14 protein-coding genes and 1 pseudogene are annotated in these 17,328 nt (G+C 36.2%); 12 read left to right on the plus strand and 3 right to left on the minus strand.

Annotated elements, in window-relative coordinates; translation table 11 throughout:
• Positions 1-17: 17 nt before the first annotated feature.
• From KO527_RS24475 to KO527_RS24505, 7 genes are all read left to right on the plus strand, one after another.
• On the plus strand, positions 18-2,066 hold the full coding sequence (locus tag KO527_RS24475; protein ID WP_216042860.1) for a hypothetical protein: 2,049 nt from the start codon (positions 18-20) through the stop codon (positions 2,064-2,066).
• Positions 2,067-2,174: 108 nt separating this feature from the next.
• Entirely contained in the window at positions 2,175-3,320 is a 1,146-nt protein-coding gene (locus KO527_RS24480) for a hypothetical protein (protein WP_216042861.1), read from the plus strand.
• Positions 3,321-3,377: 57 nt separating this feature from the next.
• The gene (gene tssI / locus KO527_RS24485; protein WP_216042862.1) at positions 3,378-5,366 is read left to right on the plus strand and encodes a type VI secretion system tip protein TssI/VgrG; all 1,989 of its coding nucleotides are present in this window, start codon (positions 3,378-3,380) and stop codon (positions 5,364-5,366) included.
• Positions 5,366-5,971, plus strand: a complete 606-nt coding sequence (locus tag KO527_RS24490) for a hypothetical protein (RefSeq protein WP_216042863.1) — start codon at positions 5,366-5,368, stop codon at positions 5,969-5,971. The genes tssI and KO527_RS24490 overlap by 1 nt, the downstream gene beginning before the upstream one ends.
• Entirely contained in the window at positions 5,971-6,270 is a 300-nt protein-coding gene (locus KO527_RS24495; protein WP_216042864.1) for a PAAR domain-containing protein, read from the plus strand. The genes KO527_RS24490 and KO527_RS24495 overlap by 1 nt, the downstream gene beginning before the upstream one ends.
• Before the next feature lie 5 nt (positions 6,271-6,275).
• Positions 6,276-6,512, plus strand: coding sequence for a hypothetical protein (locus tag KO527_RS24500; protein ID WP_216042865.1), 237 nt, complete (start codon positions 6,276-6,278; stop codon positions 6,510-6,512).
• Between the two features lie 116 nt (positions 6,513-6,628).
• Positions 6,629-7,393: a DUF6174 domain-containing protein gene (locus KO527_RS24505; protein WP_216042866.1), complete on the plus strand. Its 765-nt coding sequence runs from the start codon at positions 6,629-6,631 to the stop codon at positions 7,391-7,393.
• Positions 7,394-7,651: 258 nt separating this feature from the next.
• Here the strand turns inward: KO527_RS24505 and KO527_RS24510 are convergent, their stop codons facing one another.
• Together KO527_RS24510 and KO527_RS24515 are read right to left on the minus strand one after the other, a co-directional pair.
• Positions 7,652-8,164 (minus strand): GNAT family N-acetyltransferase, encoded by a 513-nt coding sequence (locus KO527_RS24510; protein WP_216042867.1) that lies wholly within the window; start codon positions 8,162-8,164, stop codon positions 7,652-7,654.
• A gap of 79 nt (positions 8,165-8,243) precedes the next feature.
• Entirely contained in the window at positions 8,244-8,810 is a 567-nt protein-coding gene (locus KO527_RS24515) for a TetR/AcrR family transcriptional regulator (protein ID WP_216042868.1), read from the minus strand.
• 254 nt (positions 8,811-9,064) lie between these two features.
• Between KO527_RS24515 and KO527_RS24520 the strand changes: the two are divergent.
• Both KO527_RS24520 and KO527_RS24525 read left to right on the plus strand, forming a co-directional pair.
• Positions 9,065-9,321, plus strand: a pseudogene (locus KO527_RS24520) (YjhX family toxin).
• 387 nt (positions 9,322-9,708) lie between these two features.
• Positions 9,709-11,766 (plus strand): S9 family peptidase, encoded by a 2,058-nt coding sequence (locus KO527_RS24525; protein ID WP_216042869.1) that lies wholly within the window; start codon positions 9,709-9,711, stop codon positions 11,764-11,766.
• Positions 11,767-11,861: 95 nt separating this feature from the next.
• Here KO527_RS24525 and KO527_RS24530 read toward each other — a convergent pair whose 3' ends face one another.
• Entirely contained in the window at positions 11,862-12,764 is a 903-nt protein-coding gene (locus KO527_RS24530; RefSeq protein WP_216042870.1) for a LysR family transcriptional regulator, read from the minus strand.
• A 143-nt stretch (positions 12,765-12,907) separates the two neighbouring features.
• On the opposite strand from KO527_RS24530, the gene hutH reads away from it, so the two are divergent.
• The 3 genes from hutH to KO527_RS24545 all read left to right on the plus strand — a co-directional run bounded on the left by hutH (position 12,908) and on the right by KO527_RS24545 (position 17,321).
• Positions 12,908-14,410 carry a histidine ammonia-lyase gene (gene hutH, locus KO527_RS24535; RefSeq protein ID WP_216042871.1) on the plus strand — a complete coding sequence of 501 codons (1,503 nt, stop codon included), beginning with the start codon at positions 12,908-12,910 and terminating at the stop codon, positions 14,408-14,410.
• 18 nt (positions 14,411-14,428) lie between these two features.
• Positions 14,429-16,429, plus strand: a complete 2,001-nt coding sequence (locus KO527_RS24540) for a urocanate hydratase (RefSeq protein WP_216042872.1) — start codon at positions 14,429-14,431, stop codon at positions 16,427-16,429.
• Positions 16,430-16,841: 412 nt separating this feature from the next.
• Positions 16,842-17,321 carry a carboxypeptidase-like regulatory domain-containing protein gene (locus KO527_RS24545; RefSeq protein WP_216042873.1) on the plus strand — a complete coding sequence of 160 codons (480 nt, stop codon included), beginning with the start codon at positions 16,842-16,844 and terminating at the stop codon, positions 17,319-17,321.
• Positions 17,322-17,328 lie beyond the last annotated feature (7 nt).

Raw genomic sequence — 17,328 nt, forward strand, 5'->3', positions numbered from 1 at the left:
TATCTATGGAAATACATATGGCTTTACCAATTCTCATGAGTTATGACGAATGGAAAGAACAAACTTATGCAGGAAAACTATCAACTAGAAGCCAGCTATTAAAAGACGTTGATGATTCAATCCGTAATTATAATACTGATAAATCAGATGAAACCTTATCCGATTTAAAAGTGAAATTTGGTTTATGGTGCCAATCTAAAGAAGATTTTCGTTTATCTATCCGTAGTACTAGGTCAGATGCACCTTGGAAGCTGCATTTACAGCTGTTCTTTGGACAAAAAACAGATACTCAAACATTACGTGAACTTGCATTAATGAAAGATGCCCAACAAGAAATTTGCATGCAAATTTTTCGAGGCTGTAATATGAAGTTTAAGAGCAAACTAAAAACAGCCAAAGAATTTGCCAATGATGTGAAAGACCTATTAGAACAGTTAGGTTTTAAAGGTTTTAGTGTACCAAGTATGGTTCAAGAGATCATTGCCAAAGTAAAATCTGGTGTATCTCAAGCTGTTAAGTATGTATCAGGAAAAACGACTTTAGGCGGCATTATTTCTAATGTGGTTAATTTTGTTTTAGGTTTAATTAAGTCTCTTAAAATTACAGTAATGGAATTTATTGAGATGCTAAAAGCTGAAATATATAAATTATTAGAAAACCTATTGATGCACCTTATTCCATTAGCCAGTACAGCTAAATTTATTGTTGAATTTGCGCCTAAAGTATATGCATTGGTAAAAAAACAAGTAAAAATCAGACAAACAAGAATAGCCAAATACTTTTTTGCTCAGGGGGATCCTAAAGCGGCGGTTAATAGTTTAAAACATGCATTACAGTCAGAGCGTAATGCGATGGCGGTTGATTTAGCCGCTGATTTAGCGTCAGCTGCAACAGATGCTTTTGCACCTGTTGGCGCTCAAGCGGTTAAGTGGGCGAATGATTTTCGAAAAACCCTTACAAACATTATTAAAACCATTCAACACTGCAAAGAAGTAAGGAAAGTTAATAAACTATTTAAGCGTTTGTACGTATCCTCATTTGACTTAAATATATTTAAAACAAGTCCTTTACTCGCTTGTTATTTGATCAGTACTTGTAGCCAAAGTCAGTTGGTATCTATGCTACCAGGCAATGCATATAGTTTTTCTACTTGGATTAATTATACCAAACGAGTAATCGATGATCATATAAAACCAATGCAAGAAGAAGCCAGACGATTAATGGACGAACACCCTTGTGAGGTTGAAGGAATAGGTGATGCGTTAAGAGAGGATGCAGACCAACTCAGGGAATCGATTTTAAAACATAAAGAATTAACTAAGGATTACTTAGGTGATATACACAGAGCTGCACATTTAAGTGAAATTAGACGTTTTGATAAATCGAGCTTAAAAGCAACTGAAACTAAACTTGGTTCAGGCAGAGGGTTATTAGATGACATAACTTGGTTTGATAAATCTAAATTAAAATCGACTACAGCCTCTGTTGGCTCAGGTAAAGGGCTATTAGACGAAATTACTTGGTTTAATAAATCAAAGTTGACTGATACCCAAACATCTGAGGAAGATCATATTGCAAAAATGAAGCAGTTTGAAATGTCTTTAAAAAATATAAATAGTCAAATTTTGACAAAAACATGGCTCAATGAACACGCATTTAATCATGCAAAAATAGGTGATAAAGTCATAGGTTTAGCTAAGTGGAAAAAGCTAAGTTGGGTTACTTTTGGTCGCCGTCATGAATTTACACAAGCGATAGATAAAGGTCTTGTAAGTTACAGTCAATTATTTCAAACCACTAAATCTAAATATGCCTTGGTGATCACAAAAACACATTTAACGCAGTGCTTAAAAGATATTCAAAGTAGAATTGAATTTATATCTAAAAACATACTCATGCCCTTACATCACTGGCTAGATCCTAAAAATAAAGTGCATCAAACATCTAAGCGACTCAAAGCAATGCAGCAGTTACGAGTTTTGATTGATAATGAAATAGGTCAGCTTAGTCTATTACATAGCCAATATTCGAGTAAAAAACATCAAGTCGAGCTTCTTTACGGGTAATTTTTACCTGATAGCTTGACTGAATAAGCTTGAGTGGTAAATTGAGGTATATCTAAACATTTTAATTAACTGATTTAGGTATTATTTTGCAAAATAAGTGAGAGTTATATGCCGTCAAATACTGAAAAAACTCTAAATCCTCTTTTTGCTGAAGAAATAAAAATTCAGCAAGCTATTGTCAAAAAGAATAAAGCTGCTGTAATGGCCAAAATCAACTTACAAGGTCGGATGTCGCAAGGGTTTAGGCTAGTAAATAATCAAGCTTATGAGCAAAAGCTACAAAAATTAAAAGCAAAAATATCATCAAATGAATATGTGAATGATGCAAATAGAAATCAAGATATGTCTATGTTAAATATCATGACGCAGAAAAATGCAATATCTAATTATTTAGATGCAGCTTCAAGTGCTAAATTGGCTAATAAACAGTTAGATTTTAAATCTAGAAACCAAGTTGCCAATACTAAGTTAAAGCGTAAACAATTATTTATGATGTTTCAAAGCACTTGTGAAGCACAAGAAGAACTAAAAGAATATGCAGTTCAAGTCGCTTCGGTATGTAAAGGTACAGTTAAACAGCCTCCGGGCGCATATTTTGGTGTAAAAGACTTTCATGGTGCCTTAGATAAAATTACCAACCGTAAACGTAATTACGATATAGGTGATTTAAAAGATGCAACAAGAATGACCATTATCTTTGACTCTATGGTAGATATGGTTGCAGCTAAATCTATGATATCTTTAACTAAAGAGTTTATTGAGTTAAAGCATTTCCAGTCAGCTATGAAAGATAGGTACGGTACAGGGCAAGGCGATAATGCTAAATATAATTGTGGTGCAACAGGTGCCGGTTATAAAGATATTAAGTTTTTCTTAAAAATGAGTAATGGTCATATAGGTGAGCTACAACTTAATACTAAAAATATGATGGTGGCTAAAAAGAATGGCCATATTATTTATGATGTATTACGTGATGGCGGTGCTTTAAATAAACCATTTACTATCACCAATAAAGAAGTTATCGCTAAAGTTAGCACAAACATGAGCGAAAAATGGTTTAACTTTGTTAAAACTCGTGTACCAAAAGCCTTAGTTGAATTAGACGAAATCAAAAAAATAGTTAAAAGACTTAATGATAATGTTGAGCGGGGAAATCACTCACTCGTTGTCAGCTTAGCGGAAATAAAATCCTTATCTACCGTTAGCTTGCTGATTTATGAACAAGGCGATAACGCCAGAGTATTATTAGATTAAATAACCCGGAACGACTTGGGGTTAATCCTCAAAAATTGAAATTTATAAGGAAAGTGTGTGGCATATCAATTTGAAAATAGAGGGTTATATTTTACAGATTCAAATAACAATACTCACTTGGGTCATAAGCTGGTCATTAATGAAAGTTTATCAACTCCGTTTTTGATCCAAGGTGTATTGGTAAGCAGTAATTTTTCCGCAGATGATCAACTAGGTCAACCTATTACATGTCACTGGAATGAAGTTGCCGATAATAAACAAAAAGAAAAGCGTGTATTTAATGGCTATTTAACTGAAGTTCAGTTACTTGAAAGTCAAAGTGATCATGGCTACCAGCATTATAAAATCGTACTAAGACCTTGGTTATGGTTACTTACTTTTCGTAAAAATTATCGTGTTTTTCAGCAAAAAACCTTATCAGATATTCTATCTGAAGTATTTGATGATGCCGGTTTTTCAGGAAATTATACTTTAGGAACTTTACCATCAGATGAGCGTAATTATTGTGTGCAATATAATGAAACTGATTTTGACTTTGTGCAAAGATTATTAGCAGAGCAGGGAATTCATTATTATTTTAATCATACAAGTAATAGCCATCAGTTAAATCTGCAAGACCCAGACTCACCTTATGAAGATGCAAGTATTGCTAAATTAGATTACAAAGCAAGCCGTACTGGCGAGCAAATGTTGGTTACGCAATGGCAGCCAAAGCTTAAGCTTCATGGCGCTGCAATAAGCAGTGTTAATTATGATTATGAAAGCACGCAAGTTGTTGATAGTGGTGATTCTAGCTCTTCTCACACTATCGCAAATACGCAAAAACTGACCCAATATGAATTTGGGGCCAACTCAGTTAAAGGTGATATGAGTGATTTAAGCAGTAAAGTGGTTAAAAAAAGGCTTAATCAAGTGCAAAGTGATTTCAGTTTAGTTGAAGCTAAAAGTATTGTTGAAGACTTAACTTTGGCAACGCAATTTTCACTGTCTGCACATCCAGATAGTAGCCAACTTGGCGATTATGCCATAGAAGAAATTATTCATACTATCGAAGCTGCTGAGCAATCAGTGAGTTATTCAAATCAATTTATATGTCGTCCTATTAAAAGCCCCAGTTACCCTAAGTTTATTCCTAAACCTGTGATCAATGGTTTGCAAACAGCTGTTGTGATTGGTGGAGATGTTGGTCAACCTCAGCATGATGTAAGTGGTCGTATTAAAGTGCAATTCCATTGGGATAAAGTAGGTGGTGATAGCCCTAGTTGTTGGATCCGCGTAGCACAAACAATGGCAAGCTCTGGTTTAGGTATACAGTTTATTCCTAGAGTGGGAGATGAAGTGTTAGTAAGCTTTGTCAATAATGACCCCGATCAACCTTTGGTTATTGGCAGTGTTTATAATAGTAAAAACCCACCGCCATATAATGAACTCAACAGTACACAAAGCGGGATTAAAACTCAGCTGGGTGAAACTGCAAATGAAATTCGTTTTGATGATAAAAAAGATAATGAACAGATATATTTTCATGCTGCAAAAGATCATGTTATTGAAATCGAAAATGACTTTAAACAAACTGTGACTAATGAGTTTTCTAGCACCACAGAAAAAGCCATTACAGTAACGGGTAACGATAATTATGCTTTAACGATTAAAGAAACCTTAGCTGAAAAAGCCAAGCAAATAACCATGGAAGCAGATGATAAAATCACTTTAACAGTAGGTAGTAATTCCATAGAGCTAAGTACAAGTGGTATTGCAATTAAATGTGATAAGTTATCGATTGATTCAACCGGTGATGTACAAGTTAATGGTGCTAATTTAAAACTTAATAGTGATGCCGAAACAAAAATAAGCGCAGGTAGTAACTTTAAGGCTAACGCAAATGCTAATGCTGAAATGTCGGGTAATGCAGGTGTTACTGTGAGTACCTCAGCACAAGCTAAAGTCACAGGTAGTGCTGGTGCAGAACTTAGCTCATCAGCTATGACAAAAGTATCATCATCAGGTATTACACAAATTTCAGGTTCTTTGGTGCAGGTAAACTAATGTATAAAAAAATACCCAATCAAACTATCGCATCTATCTTAGTGAGATATGAATTAAGCGATGATGCAAAATTATGTATCACAGATAATATGACGCCAAAAGAGGCGATTGATGCTTTAAACGATGCTAATTTATTGAGTGATGCTGTACAGTTTATTTCTCATGCTTTGCCTATGGTTGATGCGATTAACTGGGCAAGCATTGTTATGGAGTTGCGTGAAAATGAATGGGATGATACTCAAGTTCATGCAATTAATAGCGCCCGTAATTGGTTAAAACAACCTAATGAAACCCATAGAGTTCGTGCCAACCAATTAGCTGATAGAGTTGGCTTAGAGTCAGCGCCATCATGGGTTGCAAAAGCTGTTTTTTGGTCAGGTACTGGTTCTATTGTTGCACCTGAATTACCCGCTGTTATGCCGCCTACATTTTTGTATGGTCATGCAGTTGCAGCTGCTATAACCGTAGCAGCAGCAGTGCCACAATGGCAGGAAGGTGAAATGGGGTATGAGCAGTTTTACATTAAAGCGATTCAGCTAGGCATAGATATCGCCAATGGTCAAAGTGCGAAAACCGCACTTCTAAAAATTAAAGAGAAAAGCTAATGGGACAACCTGCAGCAAGAATGACGGATATGCATGTATGTCCGATGCAAACACCGGCAGTACCACCCATTCCTCATGTCGGAGGGCCAATAATTGGTCCTGGCGCACCCACAGTATTAATTGGCAGTTTGCCGGCAGCCGTTATGGGGGATAGCGCAACTTGTGTTGGCCCGCCTGACAGTTTAGTTATGGGCAGTGCCACAGTATTAATTGGCGGAAAGCCAGCAATTAGAATGGGAGATACATCAGCACATGGCGGCTCAATTGTTGCCGGGTTACCTACGGTTTTAATTGGCTAAAACACATGATTGAAATACTCAGCAAAATTGCCAATAGTCACTTCACTAACATATTTATGGCACTATGTTTAATGTGCACCAGTGGTTATCAAATTTATGGTCAAATACAAAGTGACACACATCAACTCGGTGCCCACCATGGTGTTGCAATTTATGGGCTTATTTTATTAATAAAAGAATTTTTAAGCATGGTACAAACAACAGATAAAGCCATCAAACATCTACAGTCTGAAAAATCATAAGTTTAAACGAGTTCTGCAATTACAAAGTAGCCATAAGAGATTACATTAAGTTACAGTGTTCCTGTAATAATACACTTATGCTTAATAGGAAATATATACCAAAATAAAGGATTAACATGGTGAATAAAAAATTAACGCTTGGTTCAGTTATTTTATTAACCTGTATTGGTTGTAATAGTGATACCAATGACCAACAGAAAATGCTTGATGATAATCAAGCTAAATGGGAATCACTTAATATAACAGATTACACTTTCACTCAAAGAAGAAGCTGTTTTTGTGTACCCGAAGTTGTTCAACCTACAGTACTTTTAATAAAAGATAATCAAACTGTTTTATCATATACAGAACAAGATGAAGTGATTGTAGATAAACAGTTCCGCTCAAGCTTTTTAACTGTGAATGAACTCTTTATTAAAGTGAACAGCTTAATTGATAATAGCGAATCATTAACCGTTGAATATCATCCTACCTTTGGTTACCCCACTTTAATAAGCGCTGATATTGACAAACAAATGGTGGATGATGAGTTTAGTATTAATAGTGGTGATTTTGTTGATACTACTGATGCTGTGTGCCCTGAAATATTCTTTCCTTCGTTTACCCTCAACATCATTGATAATGATACACAAGCACCGCTGAATTGTGACGTATATGGGCGTTTTCAATTTGAAGATAAAGAAGCGGAAGAATTTCTCCTGGATACAAATAATCAATGCGATCCCACAACGCCAGTAGATTTAGGAACTAATTTTGGTATCGCAAATTTAACTGTTAAATCAGATGGCTACAATATGAAAAAAATAGATGAAATACATATTATTGCCGACCATTGTCATATTAAAACTCAGAATCTAAATATCTCTTTAACAGCTAAATAAAAGCCTAGTTGTTAACATTTATAATCTCTTTAATTGTTTTTAGATTATTAAATTGTAGTCGTGTGATTACCAAAGGAAACTGTCAGTTTTAACTATTAGGGTTAATCTGGCAGGTAGCTATGAGCGAAAAGCGGAAATTCAATAGCTGTAATTCTGAAGTGCTCTATTCTGACATTGCAGGCATTAACGGTTTAACCGTTTTATGCAGTTTACAACGTCAGAATAGAGGTACCTAACTAACAGCTTCTTAAAAGTTGTTTAATCCTTAAACTGTTCGCTTGGGTGGCTCCATATAAATGGTGACGCATATGGCCCTGTTATGCTTGACGATGATTCACCAACACCATCAAGCGCACCTTTAGTCAACTCACGAGCGAACCAACATTCTAGCGGTGCTTCACTTTCAACTGGAAGTAAAACGTTGTGAGATGCATTGTAGCGCTTAGCATAGTGGTGAGGTTCACCCATTACGAAAATCACATCTGCATCTAATTGTTTTTCTGCTTCTTCCATTAATCGAGTCGCATAGCCCTTTCTTTGATATTCAGGCAAAACAGCTAATGGCGCTAATACATAGCATTTTAGGTATGGCGCTTTATCTATCGTGATAGGCGTATAGCAAGCATGTGCTACGCCTTCATAAATAATTGAAAAGCTACCGTCTTCAATTAAATCGTTAGCAAAGTCACCGTATAATTTTGCATGTCTTTCATCATAGAGGCCACCCGCATTTGCGAAGGCTTCAAATTGTATTTGGTATGGTGTTTTCACTGAAACACTCCTTATGTGTCATTCTTAACATTCATCGTTTTTAGCTTCATATTGCCATTAGCCTATTGCTGGTCAGTAACTATAACCCCAATAGCAATAAGTGCTTTTTGATGAAGCGTTGTTTAATTTTTGTCAAAGGGTATTCATCTTCAGCAAATAAGTAATTGAGTGCGATTCCGTCTAACTCAGCAATTAACATATGGCTGTCAACAAGACTATCCGCAGATGGAATATCATTTAATATCGATTGAAATGATTCCAACATAAGTTGATACCTTTCATCAAACAGGTCTTTCAATAGTGTTCGTAAAGCAGGTTGACACAAAACTTGAAAATCAAATTGATAATATAGCTTGTGTTCAGCACAGGTCATTGAGAGAAATATTTTTTCTAAGTGACTAACGAACCTTTCTTTTGTACTCAATTCTTCGTTTACTAAATCTACGTTGTCGCCAACTTCTTCGATAATTTGAGCCATACGGAGGAAAACCTCCCTGAGTAGACCTTCTTTATTTTCAAAGTGGTGGAAAGCCAGCCCTTTTGAAACATTCGAGTGCTTACAAATAGCTGAAATAGGCGTATTTTCATACCCTCGCTTTGCAAATAACTCTATCGCTACGTCCATGATTTGTTGTTTTTTGTCCAAAATATTCACCTAACCACTAATTGACTGACCGGTCGGTCAGTTGTGTGTTATTAAAAATCTACGAGATTGGCAAGCGAAATTTAAAATCAAGTACGAGCATACTTTATAAACACATTTAATTTAGTAGGAGGCTTTTTGCTAGAGAATCGGGTAATTGCTCGTTCGTAGTCTTTTGAGGCTAAAGAACACTATAAGCCCCATCACATGCTGATGGTAGGTATTTATTGGCAATTGTAAAAATTGAGGCGACTCAAATGAATATATCTAGAAATGAACAACGAGTTTTACACGTTCTCGCACTAGGGGGCGAGATACAGTACCGTCGAGAAAGCGGCAAGGTTCATGAGGTTACTTGTTACACACAGGATGGTATGGTGCTGTCTAACTTTACCGTTGATGCTTTAAGAGCTTAAAAAGAAAAAGGCTTATTAGCTCAAATAAAGGGCAGCCATACCGTATTACTCGATTAGGTGCGAGTTCAGTTCAAACGCAAATGTTCCAGCGGTTTTGATCTGATTTAGAGCTTCACTATTGCATGAGTGCTATGGTGAATCTTTCGGTATAGCACTTTCTAAATTTTAATGAGCGTTGAAAGACTCTTCTGTATGTCTGCTGTTGGCACTTTTCGGAAGAAAACCACTGAATTAAATCTTGCCAACCGAGTGATGAGCGCATTTGCGAATGCCTGGCTTGGTTAAGCCTTGTTAATCGAATTTGATAACTCAAGTTAAGGCTTATTCAATTTAACCTGTTAAAATGAACCATTAAAAGTTAACGCTATTATTTTACTAAATTGTTGCTATGGATTAGATTATAGAGATCCGAATTAGAAGTGATTATTTTACAAGGAAATATTTACTTCTAGGGAGTCGTCTTTTTCATAAGGAGCAATTTACACATGTTTAAACATGTCTCTGTTTTATCTACTTTGGCTATTTCTTTATTATTGCCATTTCAGTCAGTGTCAGCTGAGCAAGCCAATAATAAATTGGTGAATTATGATGATATTTTCAACATAGAATACGCTGCATCACCACAGGTTAGCCCAAATGGTGATTATGTGATTTATGAACGTCGCGCTATGGATATCATGACCGATAGTAGCAGAGTTAATTTGTGGCAGGTTAATATTGATGGTACGCAACATGAGCCTGTATTTTCGGGTAAAGCGAGTTATCGTATGCCAAGGTTTTCACCTGATGGTAAACAGTTAGCATATTTGTCATCTTATGAAGGCGATAATCAGCTTTACATTTTATGGCTTGAATCAGGTAAAACTTCACGAGTGACTAATTTACAAAGCGCTCCGAGTGATATTTCATGGTCTCCAGATGGAAAAACGATCGCTTTTTCAATGTTTAAGCCTGGTAAATCAACAAGTCTTTTTAAAGAAATGCCTAAAAAACCAAAAGGCGCAAATTGGGCGGGTACAGCAAAATATATAGATCAAATGAATTATCGCAGAGACGGTGCTGGTTTTAATAAACCTGGTTTTAGGCATATTTATGTTGTGCCAGCGCTTGGTGGTACTGCAAGACAAGTCACATCTGGTGATTATCATCATGGTGGTGTGATTAATTGGTCAATAGATAGTAAAAATATCATTATTGATGGTGACCGTCATGACGATTGGCAAGATAGACCAATTGAATCTGATATTTATCAAGTAAATGTTAATACAGGAAATATCACAACGTTAGTGAAACGTGATGGCCCTGATAATCGCCCATTAATAAGTCCTAATGGTAAAAAAATTGCTTATTTGAGTTTTGAAGATAAAAAGCTATCTAGCCAAAATACACAACTATACGTTATGGATACTAATGGCAAAAATGCTAAAAACCTGACGCCAGATTTAGATCGTAGTGTGAGTAATGTGCATTGGGCCCAAAATGGCAAAGGTTTATATTTTTCTTATGATGATCATGGTCAAAGCTATGTTGGCTACGTTGACTTAAAAGGTAAATTAAAAAGAAAAGTAGTGGCAACTGGTGGTCAATCATTAGGTCGCCCTTATACATCTGGCGATTTTACCGTTGCAGATAATCGTTCATTAGTTTTTACAATCGCAGATAATCAAAGACCTGCAGATTTAGCTGTGATTAATAAAAAGGGTAAGATCACCCAATTAACGCAATTAAATGAAGATGTATTTGGCCACAAAACCTTAGCAAAAGTTGAAGCTTTAACTGTAAAGTCGAGTGTAGATAATCGTGATATCGAAGCTTGGATTGCACTACCGCCTGGTTTTGATGCAACTAAAAAATACCCAATGATCCTAGAAATACACGGCGGTCCGCATGCTGCGTATGGACCAAATTATAGTACCGAAATACAACTAATGGCCGCAAAAGGCTATGTTGTTGTTTGGGCTAATCCAAGAGGCAGCACTTCATATGGTGCTGAGTTTGCTAATACAATTCACCATAATTATCCTTCAGAAGATTATAATGATTTGATGGATGTGGTTGATGGTGTGATTGGTAAAGGTTATGTTGATGAAAAACAATTATTTGTAACGGGTGGTTCTGGTGGTGGTACTTTAACAGCTTGGATCGTGGGTAAAACGAATCGCTTTAAAGCTGCTGTTGTAGCAAAACCTGTTATTAATTGGATGAGCTTTAGTTTAACTGCTGATGGTTATTCTTATTTCACAAAATACTGGATGCCAGGCATGCCTTGGGATCACGCTGACCATTTATGGAATCACTCGCCATTATCTTTAGTAGGTAATGTTAAAACTCCTACTATGTTATTAACAGGTGAAGTGGATTACCGCACACCTATGAGTGAAACAGAGCAATATTATCAAGCGCTTAAGTTACAAAATGTCGATGCCGCTATGGTACGTATTCCTAAAGCTGCGCATGGTATTGCCGCAAGACCAAGTAATTTAATTCAAAAGGTTGGTAATATTTTGGCTTGGTTTGAAAAATATAAAACAGCTGAAAAATAACTAATAATAGATTTAACTCTTAAATAAAAATCCTCAAACATGGCTTGTTTGAGGATTTTTTATTTTAACTCACTGCTAATTCTTATGTGATTGAATCATGACTCAATTGAATGACAGCGTTTAATTTCTTCAATTAATGCATTGGCAAGTGGTGATGCTGTATTATTTTTTGATGAAATTAAAACCACTGGAATTTGATAAGAATACTTTTCTGGCAAAATTGTCTTAAACAAACCTTTATCAACCCAAAAGTTGGCATAGTGATCGGGTAAATAACCAATAAATTCACCTGATAATATTAAATGTGCAATGCCTTCATCATGATAAGCAGTGGCACTATTTTGATAGTTTAGACCGTCATTTCTGGTTTCTTTATCTCGCATATAGTTACTACTGATCACTTCTGCTTTTTTTAATAGCTTATTAACTTCAGAAGGTTTGCAATCAAATAATGGATGATCGACACCACAATATAAATAGTTATTTTCATTTCTAAGTGGGAAATAATCTAATCCACGAAGATGGTGCCTACTGACGCCAATACCGACTAAAGAACGGCCATTAACAACCGATGTTTCAACTTCTCGCGCTTCACATACGTTTATATCAAATTGAATTTTATCGCTTTTTGCTTTTAAGGCAGCGATTGTACGTCCAACACCACAACGCGGATCGCTGACCATAGTATCAATAGTGGCGATAGTTACACGGCCTGAGAGCTCATTTTTAGAGCTGGCTACTGTGGTAGTAAAAGCTTCACATTGCTGTAGTAATTCTAAAGAGGCTTGATAGGTAACTCTGCCAGGTTCTGTAAGCTCAAACCCACTTCTGCCACGTTTACACAATTTAATACCTAATCGTACTTCTAAATCAGATAAATGAGAGCTGATTGTTGAACGTCCTATATTTAAACGGGACTCAGCAGCGGATAAGCCGCCACACTCAACGATAGCAACAAATATTCTAAGTAAGCGTAAATCTACGTCATGAACTTGCACTTTTTACTTCTCTTTTTATTAGTTCGATAAAACCGGAATGAATTACGATTATTATGCATTTGTAAAACATCATGAGCAAGCTAAAATGTATCAATTGAAAGCACTTTGTGCATAGAAAAATAAATAGTACTTAGGAGTATAAGATGACTTTTAAATATGGTGTTGATCGCCTTAATCTTGATATTGTAAATGGTATTGCTGATGGCAGTATCCAAGCTGAGTTAAGTCAAGAAGCGTTAGATAAAATCAATATAAGCCGCCAAAGAGTTGAAAAAATGGCCGCTTCTGATGAAGCTGTATACGGTATTAATACTGGTTTTGGCCCATTATGTGATACGCAAATCTCGCCTGAAGATACTAATTTATTACAAAAGAATTTACTTATTACTCATGCTGTAGGTGTGGGTGAGCCAATCGCTAAATCAATTTCAAAATTGATGCTAATTACTAAAGTGCACGCGTTAAGCCAAGGCTTCTCAGGTATTCGTTTAGAAACTGTAGAAAGAATGTTGGCGTTTATCAAACTTGACCTTATCCCAGTGGTACCTGAGCAAGGTTCAGTTGGCGCATCAGGTGATTTAGCACCGTTATCTCATTTATTTTTACCATTACTAGGTGAAGGTGAATTCTGGCAAGACGATAAAATAGTACCAGCAGCTCAAGTACTTAAAGAAAATAATTTAGAGCCAATGGAACTTCATGCTAAAGAAGGTTTAGCATTAATTAATGGTACGCAATTTATTTTATCTCATGGCATCACTGCTTTAACTAAAATGCGTTACTTATTAGATCTTGCTGATATGACAGGTGCAATGAGCATTGAAGGTATGCAAGGTAGTGAGCAACCATTTAGAGATGAATTGCATCAAACACGTGCATTTAAAGGTAACCTTGAAGTTGCTGCACGTATGAGAACTTTCTTTAAAGACTCACAAAATATGGCTGATCATGAAGAATGTGACCGTGTTCAAGACCCATATTCATTAAGATGTATTCCACAAGTACATGGTGCATCACGTAATGCGTATTATCATTTAGAAGAGTTAGTTGAGATTGAAATGAACTCTGTAACTGATAATCCAATTGTTATTAGCAGTGAAGAAGCGATTTCAGGTGGTAGTTTCCATGGTCAACCGCTAGCTATGGTACTTGATTATGCATCAATCGCAGCTGCGGAATTAGGTAATATTTCAGACAGACGCTGTTACCTATTATTAGAAGGTTTACACGGCTTACCAAGATTATTAACAACTGCGGGTGGCCTAAACTCAGGCATGATGATCCCACAATATGCAACTGCGGCACTTGTAACAGAGAATAAATCACTGTGTTTCCCACCATCAGCTGATAGTGTACCAACATCTATGGGTCAAGAAGATCATGTATCGATGGGTAGTATTTCTGGTCGTAAATTAAACCAGATTTTAGGCAACTTAGAAAAAATATTTGCAATCGAATTAATGTATGCAGCACAAGCTGTTGAATTTAGACGCCCTAATAAGTGTTCAGATATTATTGAGAAAAACTTACAAGTTATCCGCGCTAAAGTAGCTAAGCTTGAAGAAGATAGATTATTAAAGCCTGATATCGATGCGATGATCACATTAGTTAAGTCACAAGCATTTACAGTTAGCTTTGATCAATAACCTGGGGGAGTATAAAGAATGAATTTTCAAGAAGAAATAAAACAAGGGATCCCAAGCGTATTACCGCAAGCTAAGGCATACCCTGCAGATGCTAATCGCGCGCCTAAACGTAAAGATATTTTATCTGCTGATGAAAAACAACTAGCAGTTAGGAATGCATTACGTTACTTCCCAAAAGAGTGGCATCAAGAGCTAGCAACTGAGTTTGCTCAAGAGCTAAAAGATTTCGGTCGTATTTACATGTACCGTTTTAAGCCTAGCTATGACTTAAAAGCGCGTTCAGTTTCTGACTATCCGGCTAAATGCGAGCAAGCAGCTGCAATCATGCTTATGGTTGATAACAACCTAGATCCAGCGGTTGCGCAACATCCTGAAGAGCTAATTACTTATGGTGGTAATGGTGCTGTATTCCAAAACTGGGCACAGTACTTATTAGCAATGAAATACTTAAGTGAAATGCAAAGTGATCAAACTTTACATATTTACTCTGGTCATCCTATGGGTTTATTCCCATCTTCTAAAGACGCACCTCGTGTTGTTGTAACTAACGGTATGATGATCCCTAATTACTCTAAGCCTGATGATTGGGAAAAGTTTAATGCACTAGGTGTTACCCAGTACGGTCAAATGACTGCGGGTTCATTTATGTACATTGGTCCACAAGGCATTGTTCACGGTACTACAATTACTGTGATGAACGCGTTCCGTAAAGTATTAAATAAAGGCGAAAGCTCTAAAGGTAAAATATTCCTAACGGCTGGACTTGGCGGCATGAGTGGCGCTCAGCCTAAAGCGGGTAACATAGCTAACTGTATTACAGTATGTGCTGAGGTAAATGCGCATGCTGCAACTAAGCGTCATCAGCAAGGTTGGGTTGACGAATTAATTGATAACATGGATGAATTAATCGCCCGTGTTAAAGAAGCACAAGCAAATGAAGAAGTTGTTTCAATTGCCTACATCGGCAACATCGTTGATGTATGGGAAAGTTTCTATGAAAAAGAGATTTTCATTCACTTAGGTTCAGATCAAACATCACTTCATAATCCTTGGTCAGGCGGTTATTACCCAGTAGACATTAGCTATGAAGAATCAAACCGTTTAATTCGTGAAGAGCCTGAAGTATTTAAAGTTAAAGTACAAGAAACACTTAAACGACATGCTGATGCAGTGAATAAACACACCGCTAAAGGTACTTATTTCTTCGATTACGGTAATGCATTTTTACTTGAAGCTTCACGTGCCGGTGGCGATGTGATGGCTGAAAATGGTATCGACTTTAAATATCCTTCTTATGTTCAGGATATTTTAGGTCCAATGTGTTTTGATTATGGTTTTGGACCATTCCGTTGGGTATGTGCTTCTGGAAAATCTGAAGACTTAGATAAAACTGATGCGATTGCTGCGCGTGTTCTTAAAAAGATCATGGAAGAATCACCTGAAGAAATTCAACAACAAATGCAAGATAACATCACTTGGATTGAAGACGCTAAGCAAAACAAATTAGTTGTTGGCTCACAAGCACGTATTCTTTATGCAGATGCACAAGGCAGAATGGAAATCGCAAAAGCATTTAACGATGCAATCAATAGCGGCGAAATTGGTCCTGTAGTACTTGGTCGTGATCATCATGATGTAAGTGGTACAGATTCACCATTCCGTGAAACATCAAATATTTATGATGGTAGCCGCTTTACAGCAGATATGGCGATTCATAATGTTATTGGTGATAGCTTCCGTGGCGCTACTTGGGTTTCTATCCATAATGGCGGCGGTGTAGGCTGGGGTGAAGTAACAAACGGTGGTTTTGGTATGTTACTTGACGGTTCAGCGGACTCAGAGCGTAGACTTAAATCTATGTTATTGTTTGATGTAAATAACGGTATTGCACGTCGTAGCTGGGCACGTAATGAAGAAGCTAATTTTGCGATAAAACGTGAAATGGCGAGAACGCCTAAGCTTAAAGTAACTTTATCAAACAATGTTGACGACGATATTATAAATAATTTATCGCTGTAGTTTACTAAAGTAACTAGTTACAAAACTATATAAAAGCTATTTCATATTATGGAATAGCTTTTCTATTTTCATACATCAACAAACCCATTCTTTAAATAAATGTTTAAGCACTTAAATACCGACACCTACTATCAGTTCATCTAATCTGCATTTTTACCTATGATAGGGAATGAAAAATAATTTAGATGAGTGTATTATCGATGTCTGAAATTCAAAATGACACTTACCTTTGTGGTATTCCAAGTTTGGTAATTTGTGTCGTCATTTTATGTCAGCTAAGCACTTCATTAGTCGCTTATGCTTAAACATGCTGCCACAAATTATATTCTTGAATTTCTAATATTTTATTAAATAAATAATTATCTAAACTAATTGTAATAGGAATTACAATATTAACTATAAGGAGGTTTATGTGTTTGGTTTTTTTAAAAAATATGATGCTCATTTATGCTCTGCAGTATCTGGGCGAATACTGGATAACGGTAAACCTGTGGCTGCTCTTAAAATTGAGAGAATTTTGGTAGATTTTGATAGTAAAGAGCGTAAAGATAGTACAATTACAGATCAAAACGGTGATTTTTCATTACCTGCAGTTAATATTCGCTCGCGTTCTCCTGCATCACTATTTAGAGAGTTACTTACTAAACAAAAAATATATTTCAAAAAACAAGATGAACTTTTTACCCTATGGTCTACTACATTATGGGGGGTTGAGCCTATTAACGCTTATGACAAAAAATTATCTCAGTTGAATGCGGAGCTAACTGATCCCGAGGTATATTTTAATTTTACTAAAGATTATGAATCTAATGATATGCACGGTGCTTGCAGTATTTGCCGTTGGGATAGCGATTTTGAAATACATCACATCATTGAAGATGAAACAATATAAGGATATA

Origin of the sequence: Pseudoalteromonas sp. C2R02 (assembly GCF_018860845.1) — a bacterium.
In the GTDB taxonomy this organism is placed as follows: domain Bacteria; phylum Pseudomonadota; class Gammaproteobacteria; order Enterobacterales; family Alteromonadaceae; genus Pseudoalteromonas.